Genomic DNA, 17600 nt, shown 5'->3' on the forward strand with positions numbered 1-17600 from the left:
TTTTGAATACTTGCAAGCAAGAAGCCAACAGGCGAGTTATCGAGGGGAAAGCGGGAAGATAACGTGTTCGCAATACTAAGCACGTTATCTTCTGTTTGAAACTTAAGAATTTAGAACGGATACCAGAACAGTTGTGTGTCGATAACACGCTTGCTGATCGCCGCAATCACTATCACCGCAATCCCAGCCATGCAGATCATATCGGCTTTGGTCAGTGGTTTTAAGCTGTACCAAGTGCGAGAGGAGTGACGACCAAACCCACGTAGCGTCATCGCGTTTGAGATTTGATCGGCTCTGTCCAAACTAGAGAAAATCAGAGGGCCAAGAATCTTTGCCACGTTCTTCATACGAGTGAGCAACGGAGCCTTCTTACTCAGTTCTACTCCGCGTGCTTGTTGCGCGTGCATGATGTTAACAAAGTCCTTTTTCACTTCCGGCAAGTAGCGCAGCGTTAAGCTCACAGCATAGGCGATTTTGTAAGGCACACCTAAACGGTTCAAGCTGGCTGAAAACTCTGTCGGATGAGTGGTAAATACAAACACCAACGCGATTGGGAACATGCTGAAGTACTTCAACGTCACTGTTACTAGGTAAAACAATGTCTCTTGAGTGAGAGAGTAATTACCGGGTAACGAGAGTAAAACCGTTGATGAACCCATGAACTCAGTACCTTGTTGCGGTGCTAACGCGAACATAAACAGGGCATTGATCAGCAATACCGTGCCTGTACCGAATAACAGCGGTTTGTAGACATGAAAGGGCACTTTGGTCATTTTCAATAAGCCCAAACCCAGCACGATCAACAGCGCGATGATTCGCAAGTCAAATGTGGTCAATACCACCGTTACCCAAGCAATGAAAAGCAAGAACTTAGTAATGCCATTCAACTTATGAAGTGGCGATTGGGTATCGATGTAGTTGATACCAAACTTCATTTTGTTGTCTTTCATGCCACTGCTTTCTCTGGTTGGTTTACTTCGTCGCTTTTTTGTTGGCGGTGCGCTTTTTCTACATTGATAAAGTGCTGCATAAAGCCATTGGTGTCCTCGATACCAACTTTCGTAGCCAACTCAAACAAACTTGTGGTAGTGAGGTTTGCTTGGTTTAGTAGCTCTGGACTGCTGAATACCTGCGTCATTGGTGCATCCGCGACTAATTTACTGTCTGCAATCACGATAGAGCGCGAGGTGTATTCCAACACTAAATGCATGTCATGAGAGATGATCATTACGGTTACGCCCAACTCGCGATTGAGCTTTTCGATGAAACTCAGCATAGACGTGTAGTTTCGATAGTCCTGACCTGCCGTCGGTTCATCAAGGATCAGAAGCTCTGGTTCCAATACCAAAATTGACGCAATGGTTACGCGCTTTTTCTGGCCGTAGCTCAATGCTTCGATTGGCCAGTGACGGTATTTGCTCAAACCGCACAGCTCAAGGACTTCAAGTACTTTAGCTTCGATTTGTTTCTCTTCAACGCCACGATTACGGAGGCCGAAGGCCACTTCGTCGAAAATCATGTGATGGGAAATCATGTGATTCGGGTTTTGCATCACCACGCCCACTTTCTGGCTGCGCTCGAAGATGGTCAGTTCGTTAAGATCTTGACCATTCATGCTCATTGAGCCGCTATCCGCTTCAATAACGCCCATAATCAGTTTGGTGATGGTCGATTTACCCGAGCCATTTTTGCCAAGTACAGAGACAAACTCGCCACGCTTGATGTCAAAACTCACGTCTTCTAACGCGTTTTTCTCACCGTCGTAAGAATAGGTGAGGCCACGGACTTCAAGCAAAGTCTCGGCTGGCGTTTTGGGCGGTTGTGCTTTTGAACCATCAAACCATGCTTGTACTGCCGGTTTATATTGCTCCAACGGTAAGGTAGTTAAGCTAGAAGGTTTTGCATCGCCCTCAATCGCGCAGCCTGCTTCTTTCAGTGCTGAAATATAAAGCGGTTCGCGGATGCCGTAATCTTCTAGCAGAGGCGACGCTAAAATTTCATCTGGCGTTGTATCGGCAATGATTTCGCCGCTTTCCATCAAGATAATACGGTCAACTGAGCGATGCAGAACGTCTTCAAGACGATGCTCAATGATTACGATGGTTTTGCCCGTTTCGCGGTGTAGATCATCGATGATCTCGATGGTTTTTTTTCCCGTTTTAGGGTCAAGCGCAGCTAGTGGTTCATCAAACAAAAGGATATCGACATCATCGACGAGAATGCCCGCCAAAGAAACACGCTGTTTCTGCCCGCCAGATAAATCGTGGGGTGAGCGTTCTAGCATCTGTTCCAAGTCGACCATTTTGGCCGTGGCTTTGACCAATGGGTACATGTCGATATTTGAAGTTAGCTGGTTCTCCAGCGCAAATGCAATGTCTTCGCCAATGCTCAAACCGACAAATTGGCTGTCCGTATCTTGCAGTACGGTGCCAACTTGCTCAGTGTATTGGTGCATGTCGAAGGGGGCGGTGTCTTGACCATTGATGGTCAATGTTCCACTGGTTTCCCCTTTGATTGCGTGTGGGATCAGTCCGTTAAGACATTGCCCAAGGGTAGATTTACCACTACCACTTGGACCGATAATGACGATTTTCTCTCCTTTCTCTATCCTTAGATTGATATTTTTTAGCGTCGGTTTGTCCAGCGACTCATATCTAAAAGAGAAGTTAGAAAATTCGATTGTCATTCGACATTAAGCCTCTGTTAAGTTACGGCTTTGCTTGTTACGTTTAGCGACAGATTTAAGAATGAAGAAGCCAACAATAGCAATAAGAATGGTGTTACCGATCGCGATAATAGAAAGCTGGGTAAACACTTTAGTGAACGGTTCTGCGTATAAAATCGTGTCGAGGAATGCAGAGCAACCGTAACCAAATACGTTGCCTAATAGCGCAAGTACTACGAATAACGCGAAGTCTTTCATATTGAAATCACCTTTCTCCAAACGGTAGCGCGTTAGAGAAGGGAATAGACCGATAATCAAACCAACAATACCTGAACCAAGTACCCAAGTGAGCCATACGCCCCAACCTGCAAATAGGTCAGTAACCCAGTGACCAATAAAACCAACCAAGAAGCCAACAAGTGGTCCAAATAGTACTGAGAACAATGCTAATACTGCCATTGCTGGTTTTAGCGTTGTGTTTGCAAACACAGGGATGCCAAACATAGGTAAGCCGCCGATACCGTAAAGAGCAGCACCGATTGCAATAACCACAACAGTTTTAGCGGAAAGATTCATAGATAACCTCAGTTCAATAGTCGATTTTAAAGAACGTTTAATTGTTTTGTCGGAAAGCGTTAGTTATTTGATTGTGTAACATATATTCAAAACAACCAAGCTGCTTATTGTTTGCTCTATTTTTCTTCAGGAAATGTGTGATTTGATTCACGCATCCCTTTGACTGGCTTTGGTTTTAGCAAGCATTAAAAATAAGGCGCGCATTATACAGAATATTAATAAAAGTGGGAATGCTATCTATCTGGATGGCTAGAATGAATCAGGGGCTGATCGTCAGCCCCTGATTACACTGTTTGATGTTATTTTTACCGATAAATGAATGCGCTATATGTTCATTAATGGTCGAGGTATAAATAGTTCTGCCAGCTCTTCATACGAATAAGAACTTTGCGCATCACTGATACGTGAGTAAAGCTGTCTGAATAAACTGCAACTTCAACCGCAGTACCCATTGGTAGGTGGTATCCACTCAAGTCGTCGGTAATTTTCAGCTTCGCAAAAACACGTCCGCTCGTGCGCAAGGCATCAGTCCCAAGCAGAGCGCCTCGCGCTTGAATTTGGCTTTCACCAATGGCTGGAATCACGTCAATGACTTCGCCACGGAACACTTTGCCCGGAATTGCGCGGAACATAAATTCTGCTTCAAAGCCTGGCTTCAAGCGTTGTAATGAGTTCTGTCTGAATGCCGCGGTGTACGTAATGTCTTCGGTATGTACGAAGGTCATTGCCGGGGCAAGTGGCAACGGCACAGCCATAACACCAGGACGCAAAGCCAATTGCGTAACGTAACCATCGGTTGGCGCACGAACGACGGTTTGCTCTAGGTTAAACTCTGCTTTACGCAGCTCGGCAAGAAGTTGCGCGACTTGGGTATTTTCGCCTCCGATTTCAGAGTCCAGAGCGATTTTCGCTTGTTCTTGTTGCAAAATCGCAACGTCTAACATGGCTTCTGCCGCTTTATACGCTTGGCGTCGAGTATCCAAATCTTGTTCAGTAAACGCGCCACGATCAAAGCCCCTTTGATATCGGCTAAATTCCCTTTGTGCTTTATCTCTGTCCGCTTGCGCTTTCAATACAGCAGCTTCTGCTTCTCTTAGATCAGACTCTAAACCCAAGGCACCTTGGCTTGCTTCTTTGACTTTCGCTTCAAGGCGAGCAACTTCTGCTTCAAAAGGCACAGGATCGATTTTGAAAAGAATATCGCCCGTTTTGAGCGGTTGGTTGGCCTGGACTGGCACTTCCACCACGCGGCCACGCACGCCAGAGACGATAGGCGTAGTCGGGAACACTTGGTTACCCAATTGAGTAAATGGGTGGTTGTAGTTCATAAGCAGCACGAGTGTGCCCACTAACACTACGCCGCCAAGTACGGCGGTTGGAACGGTCCATTTGTTTAGAGGAATATTGAAAATTTTAAAAATGGCAATACAAAGAGCGGCGTAAGTCAGAATCAGCAATAAGTCCATTATTCGTCCTCTTTACTTTGTTCAGGCAAAGGCTTTTGCTGAATCTTTTGTTGTTTCAACATCGATACTTCGTTTTTGAGTTCGTTGACTTCATCGATGAGTTCTTCAAGGCGGTGATGAATGTCGTGTGTTTCTTGTTCTAGTTGTTTAAAACCCCAGCCGCGTTCCTTGCGCCATAATGTTGCCCAGATCCATAAAAATGGCCACAGCGCATGCAAAGTGAAAAGGCTGACCCAGCCAGCGTAGTGAATTGCGTCTTGGTGCGGGTGCTCTCTCTCTTTGGCGATTTCATATGGAATATCATGGATGACAATGATTCCGTAAAAGATCACTAAAGCAACGAAGATGAGTAACCCAAGTGCAAAATAGTCTAGAAACATCTTACCTACCTGTGCGTATTGCGAAATGGAAAATCTACGTAAATTAACAATTTAAGTATTTGTCTTAACTACAGATGAATCAAGCGGTTTTTATGTAGGAATTATGTTTATGCGATGTAAGTATCCACTGATGTTTATTGGCAGTTAAGGTGTTGCTGAGTACTTATTTAAACAAGCAGTGAAGTGATATAGGAAGGATAAATAAAAAGTATACTAAAGCCCCAGGTGTCAACCGGGGCATGGTTTAAAGTTCGGTACAGACTTGGTTTCTGCCATTGGCTTTGGCGCGATAAAGAGCTTTGTCTGCACGATAAAAAGTTCGCTGAGTATTCTCGCCTTCTCGATGCAAGGTAATCCCTATGGATACGGTCAGCCCCCGTTCACCAAGAATATCGTCCCAACCATATTGATAAATCCGTTCACGATAATTCTCGGCATGCATTTCTGCTCGTTCCAGTTGGGTATTCTCAAGGATCACGAGGAACTCTTCACCACCAAATCGAACGCATGATGCGCTTTTAAATTTGAAGTAGGACGCCAGTTCCTGTGACACACTTTTGATCGCTTTGTCGCCAACCAAGTGGCTTAGTTCGTCATTGATGGATTTGAAGTGGTCAATGTCGATCACCATAAGTGCAAATGGCGTGTCGTGCAGCAGCAGATCTTTTAGTTTAACTTCTAACCAGCGTCGGTTGTGTAAAGACGTAAGTGGATCGGTAAAGACGTCCTGCTGTAGCTGAGCAACAGTATTTTTATGCTGCTTGGTGGTTTCTTTTAGTTCTTTGTTTTCTAGCTCTGACAAAATGAGTTTGAGTTGTAACTCAAAGCGTGAAAGTCGGCGTAGTTGAGCAGATCCTAACTCACCGATCGGAATATGTTTTACAAGATCAGATTCGATTCTATGCGCTTTTTTTTCACAATTTAATGCTTCTTGATACAATCCTTGAGAGGCGTAAACTTGACTCATCGCGTTATAAAAATGCTGAGTAACGATAGGAGATAGCTGCTTTTGAATCCTTTTACTGATGGAGTCCAACGTTAAATTAGCTAAAGAAGTGTGCCCTACACCGTTTAGACAATACGCAGTCTCAATTTTGACCATCGTGGATAACCAGTATGTCGTGGCACTACCCGTTGTATACTGAACATTCGAAATAGCCAGCAACGCATTGGGGTAGTCTTCTTGCAGACGATGTAATTTGGCTCGGTAGAGGTGAATTTGTGCGGCGAGGTTTTTATCACTGACGAGAATGCTCAGTTCTTCACATTCACTCAGCAGCTCTTTGGCGTCTGCGGTACGGTTTAAGCTGATATAACAGGCAAGCATGTACAGCTTGTAACGAAGGCGTAGGGATCGACTGCCAATAGCGTGATCGATAGCATCTATTTTTTGATAATAACGTAATGCACGTTGGTGATCCCCATAGGCATCGCACAAATTACCCATTCCAATAATGGCCAATACGTACTCATCAATATAGCCGTACTCGACGGCGATATTGGTTGAAGCAACATACTCGGTTAATGCCGCATTGTAGTCACCTAATTCAACTAAACGCTCACTCAAGCTTGCTTTCACAGAAAGAATATCTTCCACATCTTCTGGTAAAACAAGCAACTCAAGGGCTTGTTTCAATTCACTAATGCTGTCGTTGAGCTGTTTGATCTCTCTTCGATACTCGGCGCTAATGATATAGCAATGCGCTTTCTCTCGGTTTGTTGACGCAATATGTAACCCTATGTGTTCCCATAGCGTAATCGCTTCTTCACCTGAAACGGAAGAAGGATCGATACCTGCGTCAGTCACCTTGCTAAGCAGTTGTTCCATTCTTCATTACCTCAATATAACTTTCTTCGAGCTGTTCTAACGTGAATGGGAAGGTCAGGATATCTTGCAAATACAGTATCGGTTTCGGGCCTTTGATTCCGCGTCGCTTCCATGGATAGATGTCTAACATCGCTTGGACAGTGCGGTAGACCTCTTCTGCTGCTTGACCTTTTTCTGCAATTAACATTGCTAGCCTGTTACTGGAAATTCTCGAGATGAGGTCGCTGGAGGTTGTCAATGCATGAACGAGCTCGGTACAAACATCGAGAACTTCGGGGTTTGAATGCTGAATCATAATGATGGCGTGGTTAGAGCGTTTGAGCTCCGTTTTAAACAAAACTAACTGTTCCCACCAGTAGGTCTCAGAAACGACATTAGAAAACTGTTTTTCAGGGTCGTATTCGTGTTGAGAGCGAATATGATTGATCAGCTTACGTGCTCGCTGCTCTAGTTGGCGTTTAGAGCCTCTTGCTTTATCCATGCTGATTCGATGAGTTTGTTCTTTGAGCATTTTGAGTGCGTGCTTACGGTATTTCTTGAACGCGTTAAACGCAGACTCAAAGTCACCTTGTTCTTCAGCGACTCGTGATTGTTGGAAGCAAATTTGGCTGAGTAGCTCACCGTGGTCGAAACTGAGTGCAGACTCTTCTGCTGCAAGTAGCAACTTGGCAGCGCTGTCTGTATTTTGGCGCAAAAGCTCAAGTCTTGCTCGGCTAATAAAAGAGTGTGCTTTCATCCAAACGAGGTCATGCTCAATGGCGAGCTGGTGGGCTTTTTGGGTGGCTTCTTCGGCCGCATCAAGGCGTTCTAGTCCAAGCAGTGCTAACCCTTTAAAGTCCCAGATCTCGGCTTGCCATGTACTGTCATCATGATCTTTTAATACTTCGGTTGCTCCATCCAGTACCGTAAGCATCTCGACAAACTTATTTAGTAAGTAATAGTCCCAAGCTAATAGGATGCGCGCTTTGCCTTCTAACCAAGCAATACGAACATTGTTTGCCACTTTAACGGCTAACTCATGAGTTGAAGCGGCAAGTTGGTGTTCATTAGTGATGCGCCATACATTACCAAGCCCAATTAGAGATTCGATTTGAATTTCAACATCATCAACAAGAGCAGATTGTTCGAGCGCATTAATCCAATATTGTTGCGCGGAATAATACTTTGCTTGGCCCCAATATTGGAGTGCAAAAAGATGGAGAATTTCCGGGAGATGATCGTCGGTTTCAAGCTGTGTTTGTTTGCTGTAAGCGTCTTTGACGAGTTTTAAGCCTTGTCGGTAATCCATTAGGCACCAACAGCATTGCGCCATGATGAGTAAGGCTTTGATCTCTCCGTCCACAAATAAAATTTGTTCCGCGCGGATACGATATTGCTGCGCAACATTAAAGGTATGTTTAGGGGCCGATTTTATTTGGCCTTTAAGCTTAGTGAGATCATCTTCTAGCTGAATTTGGTTTTTATCCAACGTTCACATCCATGACTATCGAACTGGAAATCACACCTAATATTAAGTGGTTAGATGCATGTTTCTTTACCAAAGCGATGCGGATAACGTTTTGGTAAACGATCAGGGGCCGTAATGTATACCGTTACAACCCCTAATTACTACATCTAAATTACCAATAGAATAGCTACGATAGGAGCTGTTTGATTGTCAAAGGTGCATCAGAGACTTCCAACCTTTGTGCAGCGGTAAGACCTTGTTTATCCTGATAGCACAAATTATGCCAAGCTCTGAATATATCTAAAAGAGGTAAAATACCAGCAGGTCGTAATTTGCGACGTGGCTCGTTAATGAAGCTTTCGAAAAGGATCTGAAAGCGGTTTTGATAAAACTTCACATGACGAGTTGTCGCAACGTTAAACCATTTTTCAGGCTCATTTTGATCGCCAGCGAGGTAGCAAATGCCTTTGTGGTTTTCGTTTTGACTAGAGATTGCCCAACGATCGCGCCACCAACTCATATAGGCGATATCGACTTTGCCAAAGGGAGTGCTCATGTCCCAACTAGCGTCCTCTTCTACGTACATCAAGTCGACACTTTTCTCTTTAATACGAGGTAAACAAACGCTCAGTGCAGCTGAACGTAGTAGGGGATCTTGAGGCATGTATAGAGATACACGTTTGTTTGGGCAGCACATATCAAGTACGTGCAAATAGTGTGCATACGAGGTGTATGGCGGACGGACTAATGCCCCTTTTGAAGGGTAATGAAATACAGATAGATTACCAAGAGGGTCTTCTACGTTACCGCGAGCCAAAATTGTTTGGTATTTTTGGTCAATTCGCTCTCTGAGGTGATGAGAAGGTTCCGCAAGCGGCTCACTTGCTTCCGCTACGTACTCCTGGGAAACAAAACGAGACACCTCATCGTAAGGATTATGATCGAGAGTTGCGATTGGCTCTTCATCAGCGGAATAATTGACGTGCTGGCAAAGAATATAGCCAGAATGCGCTTCGCCAGAAACAATCCAATACACACCATTATTGCTGTTCGGTTGCAATGCAATATAGTTTGAGGCCAATTCATAATGCGTTGCGTGGTTTACCCAGCGCGCATCAATGGTTGCAAGCTTGCGGCGGCAGCGGCTAGCTATATGGTCAACATGATCGTAAAAGGTTTTTGGGTTAATACTAAGCTTGCGGCAGATTTCTCGTACGGAATATCCCGTAAACAATAAACCCATCAAGTTCTCTTGAAATTGAAGCTTCTTGTTGGCACCAGACCACTTGTCGACAAAGGTACTTTGACACACTTTACAGCGGTAACGTTGGCGATCGCCACTGTAACCGAAAGCGTGATAGAGGTGTTTGTGAGTGTGGACAGAAAGTCCAAAGTTGTCGCAATCATCATTACGGCAAGCAGGCAACCCGTCACTGTGGACGTGCCGCAGGCGATGAAGTTCGTTCACGACATCGCGATTATTAAGTAAGGGGGGGAAAGCTCCACATTCACGGCATACCATCGCCGGACGCTTAGGGTTCGCATGTTGCAGAACGTAACGCTTTGCATCACTCAATCCAAAGTTGTCACACGCCAATGTTTTACAAAAGTTGAGTTGTAACCCATCTGCGTCTTTTGGCAGTTCGCCGTTAGACACAATCGCCCCCTCGGGATAATTCGGGCAGCCAGCATAACTCTGGCTGCAAATTATTACTTACTATTTGTTCTTAGATGTTGATTGCAGTTTCTAGTGCAACTTTCATCATGTCGTTGAACGACTTCTGACGCTCTTCTGAGCTTAGTTTTTCACCACGGATGATGTGGTCAGAAACTGTCAGGATAGTCAGTGCTTTCGCGCCTAGGTCAGCTGCTACGCCGTAGATACCAGCCGCTTCCATGTCTACACCTAGGATGCCTAGTTTTTCCATCTTCTCGAAGATGTCTGCTTCTGGTGTGTAGAACAGGTCAGCAGAGAATACGTTACCTACTTTTACAGGCACTTCCTGAGCGCGCGCTTGGTTAACTGCTTCTTCTAGAAGACCGTAATCAGCGATTGCTGCGAAATCGTGGTTGTTGAAACGGATACGGTTAACTTTAGAGTCTGTAGAAGCACCCATACCGATAACAACGTCCATTAGTTTCACGTCGTCACGTACTGCACCACAGCTACCCACACGGATAACGTTTTTCACGCCGTATTCAGCGATTAGCTCGTGTACGTAGATACAGCAAGACGGGATACCCATGCCGTGGCCCATTACAGAAACTTTTTTGCCTTTGTAAGTGCCAGTAAAGCCGAACATGTTGCGAACGTCACAAACTTGTTTCACATCTTCTAGGAACGTTTCAGCGATGTATTTAGCGCGCAACGGGTCGCCTGGCATTAGAACTGTTTCAGCGAAATCACCTGGTTGTGCGTTAATGTGTGGGGTTGCCATAAGTGCTCTCCAAAGTTTTGTTTTGATAAAACGCCTCTATTATAGAACGCTATTACCAATTCTGTTGAACTTGTTCGTTTTCGTTGAGGCAATAATATCGGGACGTACAGTAGCCCCTTGAGAGCTTAGTCACAAAAACCACGCATTTAGAAACTGCAATCCCTATTGATAACTAAATCTGTTGAAACCAAAAGAGCAATCGATTTGCTTTTGAGCAGTTTGTCGATTGCGCGCACAAATTCTTTGTTTTTGGGCCAAACTTTTTTCTGACAGCTGGTTGATCGAAATACTTTCGAGTGAAGTAAAACGATTAAATTGTACAACTTATTTTCTTGTACAATCTGGAAAGGCTTGCTATAAGTTATACAACAAAACTTTTTGTATAGGGATGCGTCATCATGGAATCTTCAATCAAAGTAGGTATCAGTTCGTGTGTTTTGGGTGAACGAGTGCGTTTTGACTCTGGTCATAAGGTGAGCAACTTTGTGACTAAAGAGCTCAGCCCGTATTTTGACTTTGTTTCGGTATGCCCTGAAGTCGGCGTAGGTATGCCAGTACCCCGTCCAACAATTCGTCTTGTTTCTAATGAAGAGCGTGTTGCATTGGTTGAAACCAAAAATCCAGAAAATGATCATACCGACAATATGCTCACTTACTCGGCCAATAAAGTAGATGAACTTCAAAGCGAGCAGCTTTGTGGTTACATCGTTTGTGCCAAGTCACCAACTTGTGGCATGGAGCGAGTCAAGGTTTACAGCAAGAACAGTGCTGCGAAAGAAGGTGTTGGCTTGTATACACAAACATTGATGCAAAAAATGCCTTGGTTGCCTGTTGAAGAGGATGGCAGACTTAACGACCCTGTATTGAAAGAAAATTTTATTACTCGAGTATTTTGTCTAAATGACTTTTACGACTCGATGGATGGTGAGCCTACTCGTGGCAAAATCATCGACTTTCATTCGCGCTACAAACTGACGTTAATGGCACACCACCCAGAGTCATACCGCTCCCTTGGCCGCTTAGTTGCCGATGTCGCTAATTATGAAATTGAAGACTTTTACCAAGAGTATCGTTTAGGACTGATGAAGGCGTTAACGAATCGGGCTAGCCGAAAAAACAACACAAATGTGTTGATGCACTTACAAGGGTACTTCAAACGCTCACTAACTAAAGAAGAAAAAGAAGAGTTAGCGACAGTGATTCACGACTACCGCATCGGAATGCTGCCTCTGCTAGCACCACTTACATTGATTAAGCATTACTTAAATACTTACCCAGACGAGTATTTAGCAAAACAGAAGTTTTTAGAACCGTATCCGCAGGAGATGAGATTACGCTATGGTTTGTAGTTCAGAAGAAAAACTATACGCGATCCGAGATGTCGCAGAAATCACGGGTGTAAAACCAGTTACGCTGAGAGCTTGGCAACGAAGATACAACTTGATCCAACCTCAGCGAACTGAAAAAGGACACAGACTCTATCGCCAGCAAGATCTCGATACGATTCGCGAAGTCCAGAGTTGGCTCGCGAAGGGGATTTCGATTGGTAAAGTGAAGGGGCTGCTAGGAAAAAGCGCCGATGTCGAAGTCAAAAACGAGGTTCGCACACTCGAAGAAGTTGAAAACATGCTGCTTGCGCTGTCTACCCTGAATCGAGGAAAAGCAGAGAGTTTACTTGCCTCTGTGCTTAAAGAGTACCCACTAAAACTCGTTATTGATCAGTTTATTAGCCCAGTATTTGATGCGCTAGATATGGTAAAAGGATCGTTGCGATCCTTGCAGGTGGGGTTATTTCAGACTTGTTTAATCACTCGACTTGCCCTTGTTATCGATTCTGAAAACAAAGCCGCTTCCAAAGGAAAGTGTCTGCTCATTAGCTTTGAACAAAACAGAGAATCTGAGAGTTGGATTCAAGCAGCGAAGCTTTGTGAACAAGGGTATCACACGACTTTGATCGATAAGGTTGATGATGTTTCTGGTCTACTAGATCACGAGGTCGTTGAAAATGGTTCGTTTATCTACCTTTTCTCCAACAAAGCGCTAGCTGCTAAACAAGTGGCATCCATCAAAATACTTCACGCACAACTAGGTGATCGGATGGGGTGCTCTGAAGTGATAGAGAAATTACACCTAACTTAGTAGACAAAAGATAGGAGCTACCATGATTTTAGTATGGTTTCGACGTGACTTACGTACGTTAGACCACACGGCACTCAAAGCGGCATTGGATTCAGGTCAGCCTGTTGTCGCTTGCTTTATCGCGACGCCAGATCAGTGGCGGGAGCATCACATGGCGCCGATGCAGGCAGACCTCATTGCTCGTCGCTTAGCTTGTCTTAACGAGGAGCTTGAAAGCCTTAATATTCCTTTTTTGTACAAAGAGGTGCCGTCGTTTTCCGTTTGTACAGATGTGATTAGTGGGTGGGCGGAAACACTTGAAGCTACGTCTGTCATGGCAAACATTCACTATGAGGTGAACGAACGAGAGCTCGATACACAAGTAAGTGAAGCGTTAGCTTCTCACGATATCGAATTTGAACTGTTTCATGACAAATGTGTGCACGCGCCAACGACGGTTCTTAATAAGCAAGGCGAATATTTTAAGGTATTTACGCCATTCAAGCGTGCTTGGTTAACGCAGTTCCATATGCCGACGGTAGTAAAACCTCACGAGCAAGCGCCACTCAATAAAAAGGTACTCGAACAATTAGAGTCGGCTCGATTTAATTCAAGCTTCACATTTAGCTATCCTCGAGAATCCAGTGAAGACTGGCTGGCTTCGACTAATGATATTTTGAAACAGCTTAGGGAATTTGCACGGGAGCGCAGTGACGCGTACCAAAGCGAGCGAGACTTTCCAGCTATCGATGGCACTAGCCAACTGTCTCCATACCTTGCGATTGGCGCGCTATCACCCAGGCAGTGTATTGCTCGTTTGTATGCTGAAAATCAACAAAATGACCTTACAGAGGGGAAAGCAACTTGGTTAAGTGAGATCATTTGGCGTGAGTTTTATCAGCACCTATTGGTTTTCGAACCAAAACTCGTCAAAGGCAAAGGATTTATCGATTGGGAGGATAAAATCCAGTGGTCCTATGATGAGAAAGCCTTTGAGCGATGGAAGACAGGAACAACAGGATACCCAATCGTTGATGCAGCAATGCGTCAGCTCAATCAAACAGGCTGGATGCACAACCGATTACGTATGATTGTCGCGAGCTTTCTTACCAAGGACTTACATATTGATTGGCGATGGGGAGAAGCGTACTTCATGAGTAAGCTGGTGGACGGCGATTTTGCAGCGAACAATGGTGGCTGGCAATGGTCTGCTTCTACGGGCTGTGACGGGCAGCCATACTTTCGTATTTTCAACCCGATAAGCCAAGGCGAAAAGTTCGATGCTAATGGTGAATTTGTGCGCCACTGGGTACCAGAAATCAAAAGTGTACCGAACAAATACATCCATAAACCTTGGACTTGGGATGGCTTTTCTTTACTGGAATATCACAAGCCGATGGTTGATCACAAGACAGAAAGAGAGATAACCTTACAGCTCTTTAAAAGTGCCAAGGAATAGAGTGAAATGCTTAGCAAAAAGCGATCAATGAGTTTCGCAAAACGTACCCTGCTATCTGTGTCGTTATCTTTAGTGAGTGGTCTATCATTCGCTAAGATGTACGAATTACCAGAGGATGGAAGCCGTTTAATTGGTCGCCTTGAAAACCACGTCGTTCAAGAAGGCGAAACCATGGCAAATATCGCTAAGCTCTACGATGTGGGTATGCTAGGTTTAATGGCCGCAAACAAAGGCGTGGATCCCTTCTTACCAGAAGAGGGGCATGTTCTTACTATTCCGACACAGCTAATCCTCCCAGACGTACCTTATAAAGGTATCGTTATTAATCTAGCCGAGCTGCGCTTGTATTACTTTCCGAAAGGAGAAGATATTGTCCATGTATTTCCTGTCGGAATTGGCCGAATAGGGCGCGATACCCCAGTAATGACAACGCGTATCAGCCAAAAACGACCGAACCCTACATGGACTCCTCCAGCCTCTATTCGTGCCGAGTACAAAGCAAAGGGCATTGACCTACCAGCCGTTGTTCCTGCGGGGCCTGATAATCCACTTGGTATGTTTGCATTGCGTTTAGCTTACGGGAATGGCGAATACCTAATTCATGGTACCAACAAGGACTTTGGGATTGGTATGCGAGTCAGCGCGGGTTGTATTCGTATGGACCCAAGTGACATTGAGTGGTTATTTGACAAGGTTCGTAACGGCGAAGACGTTAACATCATTAATCAGCCTATCAAAATGACACTTGAACCTGACAGAAGTGTGTTCTTAGAAGCACATGAGCCTTTGACTCGTAGTAATGGCGAGAAAGATGAACTCAAAGTGCCGAAAGAGTTAAAGTGGTGGCTGGATGAATTCGGTATGAAAAACGTGAAGGCTAAAGCAGCAATCGCTGCACAGAATGGGGTTCCTGTCGAAATAACCGCGCCTTAACGGGCGTTAAGACGCGGTATCAAATCTTACTTCGTGTAAGACTGAGCGATGTTATCGATACGCTCGTTAGCACGCTCAGCTTCTTCTTGAGCAGCCATTGCTGCTGCGCCTGATTTTTGAACGTCAGATTGAAGAGCTTGTACGTCTTGGCTTAGTTGGCTAACTTGGTTGCTTAGTTCGTCTAATTTTGCTGCATTTGCTGTAGCTGCGTCATCAGAAGAAGCACAACCGGCTAGTAGAAGTACTGAAGTTGCTGCAGCTGCGATCAACGTTTTGTTCATATAAGAACTCCTTGCTTATAGTGAAAGTCTCGCCACCAACTATTATTTTATACAGTAGCGAGGTTAAATGTGGTTACATTTTATCAGTACATGATGTAGCAAAAGTCAAAAAAACCCAAGAATTTCATGGAGTACCTGACGTCAACTTTTACCTGAGCTTAACAAAGGTGAATAGTCTATCTTCTCCCTCGCTCTCACAACAGTTTTCATAGCAGGTGTATTTGCCACGTTCCTGATATCAATAATTTAGACGATATTGACACAAATGAAAGTTTATTGGCCCAAATAACTGCTATTTACGTCGTTTTGTTGAAGAATAGAAGACATATCTGAAAGGCCTTTCATTAAACTTCACGTTCAGATGCACATCAAAAAGGCTAGGGTTTACTCTGAACTGAGCCACAAATGATGTTTTACCGTCACCACAGGGAATTAGTTTGTGTGATCTCTATCTATACTCCTATGATTTGCGGTATTATACCGAGCTTTATTTTTTTGCTGCGTTAGAGCGGAAACGACACTACAGAGCGCTCAGACGCTGACTGATTTATTGGAGAATACTTTGCAATTTAAAGATCTAGGCCTAGACAACCGATTGTTGAAGAACCTAAAACACTACGATTTTAAAAAAGCGACTGACATTCAGCAGCAGGCGATTCCTGTTGCGATTGCAGGCAAGGATCTATTGGCATCTTCGAAAACGGGTTCGGGCAAGACTTTGGCGTTTGTATTGCCAATGCTTCATAAGTCTTTAAAGACAAAATCGTTTTCTGCGAAAGACCCTCGCGCGGTTATCCTTGCTCCTACTCGTGAGTTAGCGAAACAAGTATATGGTGAGCTTCGTTCTATGCTAGCTGGCCTATCTTATGAAGCAGCACTGATTTTGGGTGGTGAGAACTTTAACGATCAGGTAAAAGCTCTGCGTCGTTACCCGAAATTTATCGTGGCGACACCAGGACGTTTGGCTGATCACTTAGATCATCGTTCGCTTTATCTGGATGGTTTGGAAACGCTGATTCTTGACGAAGCAGACCGTATGTTGGATTTGGGCTTTGCACCAGAGCTTCGTCGCATTCATAAAGCAGCCAAGCATCGTCGTCGTCAAACGTTGATGTTCTCTGCGACATTAGATCATGCAGACGTCAATGAAATCGCGGCTGAAATGCTCAATGCGCCAAAGCGTATTGCTATCGGCGTTTCTAACGAAGAACATAAAGATATTACGCAAAAATTTTACTTGTGTGATCACCTGGATCATAAAGAGGCAATTTTAGATCGTGTTCTTTCTGAGGCTGAATACCGTCAAGTTATTATCTTTACGGCAACGCGTGATGATACTGAGCGACTAACAGAAAAGCTAAATGAAAAGAAACTGAAGGCTGTAGCACTGAGTGGTAACTTGAACCAGACTCAACGTAACACCATTATGAGTCAGTTTGAGCGCGCAGTATTTAAGATCCTTGTAACGACTGATGTTGCTTCCCGCGGTTTGGATATTGCAACTGTGACACACGTCATCAACTTCGATATGCCAAAGCATACTGAAGAATACGTACACCGAGTTGGTCGTACTGGTCGTGCTGGAAACAAAGGGGATGCAATCTCTCTTGTTGGTCCAAAAGACTGGGATAGCTTTAAACGTGTAGAATCATACCTACAACAAGATCTTGAGTTTTCAGTGTTCGAAGATTTGAAAGGTAAGTTTAAAGGCCTTAAGCCACCTAAACCAGATTTCCGCAATAAGAAAGCGACCGCAAAGAAAGCTCGCCCTCAAGCGAAAAAATCGGCGAAAAAACCAGCTAAGCGTGACAAGAGCTTCTACAAAAACGTATCTGTGGGTGATGATGTCTTCATCCCTAAGAAAAAACCAGCGGCACCGAGCTCTGAAGAGTAAAAGCTGCTGTAGTTTCCCACTGATTTTAGTTCTTAAAAATCCGAGTGTTCGCACTCGGATTTTTTTATGTCTGTCGCTAGGTGAAATAGCGTTTTTCCATACTCACTCGTTTGTC

15 protein-coding genes are annotated in these 17600 nt (G+C 44.4%); 5 read left to right on the forward strand and 10 right to left on the reverse strand.

The window, feature by feature from the left end; genetic code table 11:
- Window positions 1-110: 110 nt before the first annotated feature.
- The 9 genes from R7Q09_RS13005 to deoD all read right to left on the reverse strand — a co-directional run bounded on the left by R7Q09_RS13005 (window position 111) and on the right by deoD (window position 10800).
- Window positions 111-950, reverse strand: a complete 840-nt coding sequence (locus R7Q09_RS13005; protein WP_136976847.1) for an energy-coupling factor transporter transmembrane component T family protein — start codon at window positions 948-950, stop codon at window positions 111-113.
- A complete protein-coding gene (locus R7Q09_RS13010) occupies window positions 947-2686 on the reverse strand; it encodes an ABC transporter ATP-binding protein (RefSeq protein WP_262687379.1) in 1740 nt (579 codons plus the stop codon). The genes R7Q09_RS13005 and R7Q09_RS13010 overlap by 4 nt, the downstream gene beginning before the upstream one ends.
- Before the next feature lie 6 nt (window positions 2687-2692).
- Complete coding sequence (locus tag R7Q09_RS13015) at window positions 2693-3241, reverse strand: ECF-type riboflavin transporter substrate-binding protein (RefSeq protein ID WP_005375133.1); 549 nt, start codon at window positions 3239-3241, stop codon at window positions 2693-2695.
- A 335-nt stretch (window positions 3242-3576) separates the two neighbouring features.
- Window positions 3577-4707, reverse strand: coding sequence for an HlyD family secretion protein (locus R7Q09_RS13020; protein ID WP_005383940.1), 1131 nt, complete (start codon window positions 4705-4707; stop codon window positions 3577-3579).
- Window positions 4707-5087, reverse strand: a complete 381-nt coding sequence (locus R7Q09_RS13025; protein ID WP_005375135.1) for a DUF3302 domain-containing protein — start codon at window positions 5085-5087, stop codon at window positions 4707-4709. Before R7Q09_RS13025 ends, R7Q09_RS13020 begins: the two co-directional genes overlap by 1 nt.
- Window positions 5088-5331: 244 nt before the next feature.
- Window positions 5332-6915 carry a GGDEF domain-containing protein gene (locus tag R7Q09_RS13030; RefSeq protein ID WP_213970649.1) on the reverse strand — a complete coding sequence of 528 codons (1584 nt, stop codon included), beginning with the start codon at window positions 6913-6915 and terminating at the stop codon, window positions 5332-5334.
- The gene (locus R7Q09_RS13035; protein ID WP_054729922.1) at window positions 6899-8383 is read right to left on the reverse strand and encodes a hypothetical protein; all 1485 of its coding nucleotides are present in this window, start codon (window positions 8381-8383) and stop codon (window positions 6899-6901) included. Before R7Q09_RS13035 ends, R7Q09_RS13030 begins: the two co-directional genes overlap by 17 nt.
- A gap of 166 nt (window positions 8384-8549) precedes the next feature.
- A complete protein-coding gene (locus tag R7Q09_RS13040; RefSeq protein WP_005383936.1) occupies window positions 8550-10019 on the reverse strand; it encodes a hypothetical protein in 1470 nt (489 codons plus the stop codon).
- 70 nt (window positions 10020-10089) lie between these two features.
- The gene (gene deoD, locus R7Q09_RS13045; protein ID WP_005375140.1) at window positions 10090-10800 is read right to left on the reverse strand and encodes a purine-nucleoside phosphorylase; all 711 of its coding nucleotides are present in this window, start codon (window positions 10798-10800) and stop codon (window positions 10090-10092) included.
- Between the two features lie 398 nt (window positions 10801-11198).
- Here deoD and R7Q09_RS13050 point away from each other — a divergent pair, with 398 nt between their 5' ends.
- Genes R7Q09_RS13050 through R7Q09_RS13065 form a run of 4 tightly spaced genes read left to right on the forward strand, consistent with a single transcriptional unit; the run spans window position 11199 to window position 15310 of the window.
- On the forward strand, window positions 11199-12149 hold the full coding sequence (locus R7Q09_RS13050) for a YbgA family protein (RefSeq protein WP_005375141.1): 951 nt from the start codon (window positions 11199-11201) through the stop codon (window positions 12147-12149).
- On the forward strand, window positions 12139-12939 hold the full coding sequence (locus R7Q09_RS13055) for a MerR family transcriptional regulator (protein ID WP_213970648.1): 801 nt from the start codon (window positions 12139-12141) through the stop codon (window positions 12937-12939). The genes R7Q09_RS13050 and R7Q09_RS13055 overlap by 11 nt, the downstream gene beginning before the upstream one ends.
- Window positions 12940-12961: 22 nt before the next feature.
- Entirely contained in the window at window positions 12962-14377 is a 1416-nt protein-coding gene (gene phrB / locus R7Q09_RS13060; RefSeq protein ID WP_213970647.1) for a deoxyribodipyrimidine photo-lyase, read from the forward strand.
- Between the two features lie 6 nt (window positions 14378-14383).
- The gene (locus R7Q09_RS13065) at window positions 14384-15310 is read left to right on the forward strand and encodes a L,D-transpeptidase family protein (RefSeq protein WP_005383933.1); all 927 of its coding nucleotides are present in this window, start codon (window positions 14384-14386) and stop codon (window positions 15308-15310) included.
- 26 nt (window positions 15311-15336) lie between these two features.
- On the opposite strand, the gene R7Q09_RS13070 is transcribed toward R7Q09_RS13065, so the two are convergent.
- Window positions 15337-15591: an Lpp/OprI family alanine-zipper lipoprotein gene (locus tag R7Q09_RS13070; RefSeq protein ID WP_005375145.1), complete on the reverse strand. Its 255-nt coding sequence runs from the start codon at window positions 15589-15591 to the stop codon at window positions 15337-15339.
- Window positions 15592-16141: 550 nt separating this feature from the next.
- Between R7Q09_RS13070 and R7Q09_RS13075 the strand changes: the two genes are divergently transcribed.
- On the forward strand, window positions 16142-17485 hold the full coding sequence (locus tag R7Q09_RS13075; RefSeq protein ID WP_044129603.1) for a DEAD/DEAH box helicase: 1344 nt from the start codon (window positions 16142-16144) through the stop codon (window positions 17483-17485).
- Window positions 17486-17600 lie beyond the last annotated feature (115 nt).

It is taken from the genome of Vibrio sp. 2130-1 (genome assembly GCF_033339515.1).

Excerpts from the sequence above, each read along its gene's own strand:
- deoD (WP_005375140.1), bottom strand. The coding sequence starts at position 10,800 with ATGGCAACCCCACACATTAACGCACAACCAGGTGATTTCGCTGAAACA.
- R7Q09_RS13070 (WP_005375145.1), bottom strand. The coding sequence starts at position 15,591 with ATGAACAAAACGTTGATCGCAGCTGCAGCAACTTCAGTACTTCTACTA.
- R7Q09_RS13055 (WP_213970648.1), top strand. The coding sequence starts at position 12,139 with ATGGTTTGTAGTTCAGAAGAAAAACTATACGCGATCCGAGATGTCGCA.
- R7Q09_RS13050 (WP_005375141.1), top strand. The coding sequence starts at position 11,199 with ATGGAATCTTCAATCAAAGTAGGTATCAGTTCGTGTGTTTTGGGTGAA.
- R7Q09_RS13025 (WP_005375135.1), bottom strand. The coding sequence starts at position 5,087 with ATGTTTCTAGACTATTTTGCACTTGGGTTACTCATCTTCGTTGCTTTA.
- phrB (WP_213970647.1), top strand. The coding sequence starts at position 12,962 with ATGATTTTAGTATGGTTTCGACGTGACTTACGTACGTTAGACCACACG.
- R7Q09_RS13020 (WP_005383940.1), bottom strand. The coding sequence starts at position 4,707 with ATGGACTTATTGCTGATTCTGACTTACGCCGCTCTTTGTATTGCCATT.
- R7Q09_RS13030 (WP_213970649.1), bottom strand. The coding sequence starts at position 6,915 with ATGGAACAACTGCTTAGCAAGGTGACTGACGCAGGTATCGATCCTTCT.
- R7Q09_RS13010 (WP_262687379.1), bottom strand. The coding sequence starts at position 2,686 with ATGACAATCGAATTTTCTAACTTCTCTTTTAGATATGAGTCGCTGGAC.
- R7Q09_RS13065 (WP_005383933.1), top strand. The coding sequence starts at position 14,384 with ATGCTTAGCAAAAAGCGATCAATGAGTTTCGCAAAACGTACCCTGCTA.
- R7Q09_RS13015 (WP_005375133.1), bottom strand. The coding sequence starts at position 3,241 with ATGAATCTTTCCGCTAAAACTGTTGTGGTTATTGCAATCGGTGCTGCT.
- R7Q09_RS13005 (WP_136976847.1), bottom strand. The coding sequence starts at position 950 with ATGAAAGACAACAAAATGAAGTTTGGTATCAACTACATCGATACCCAA.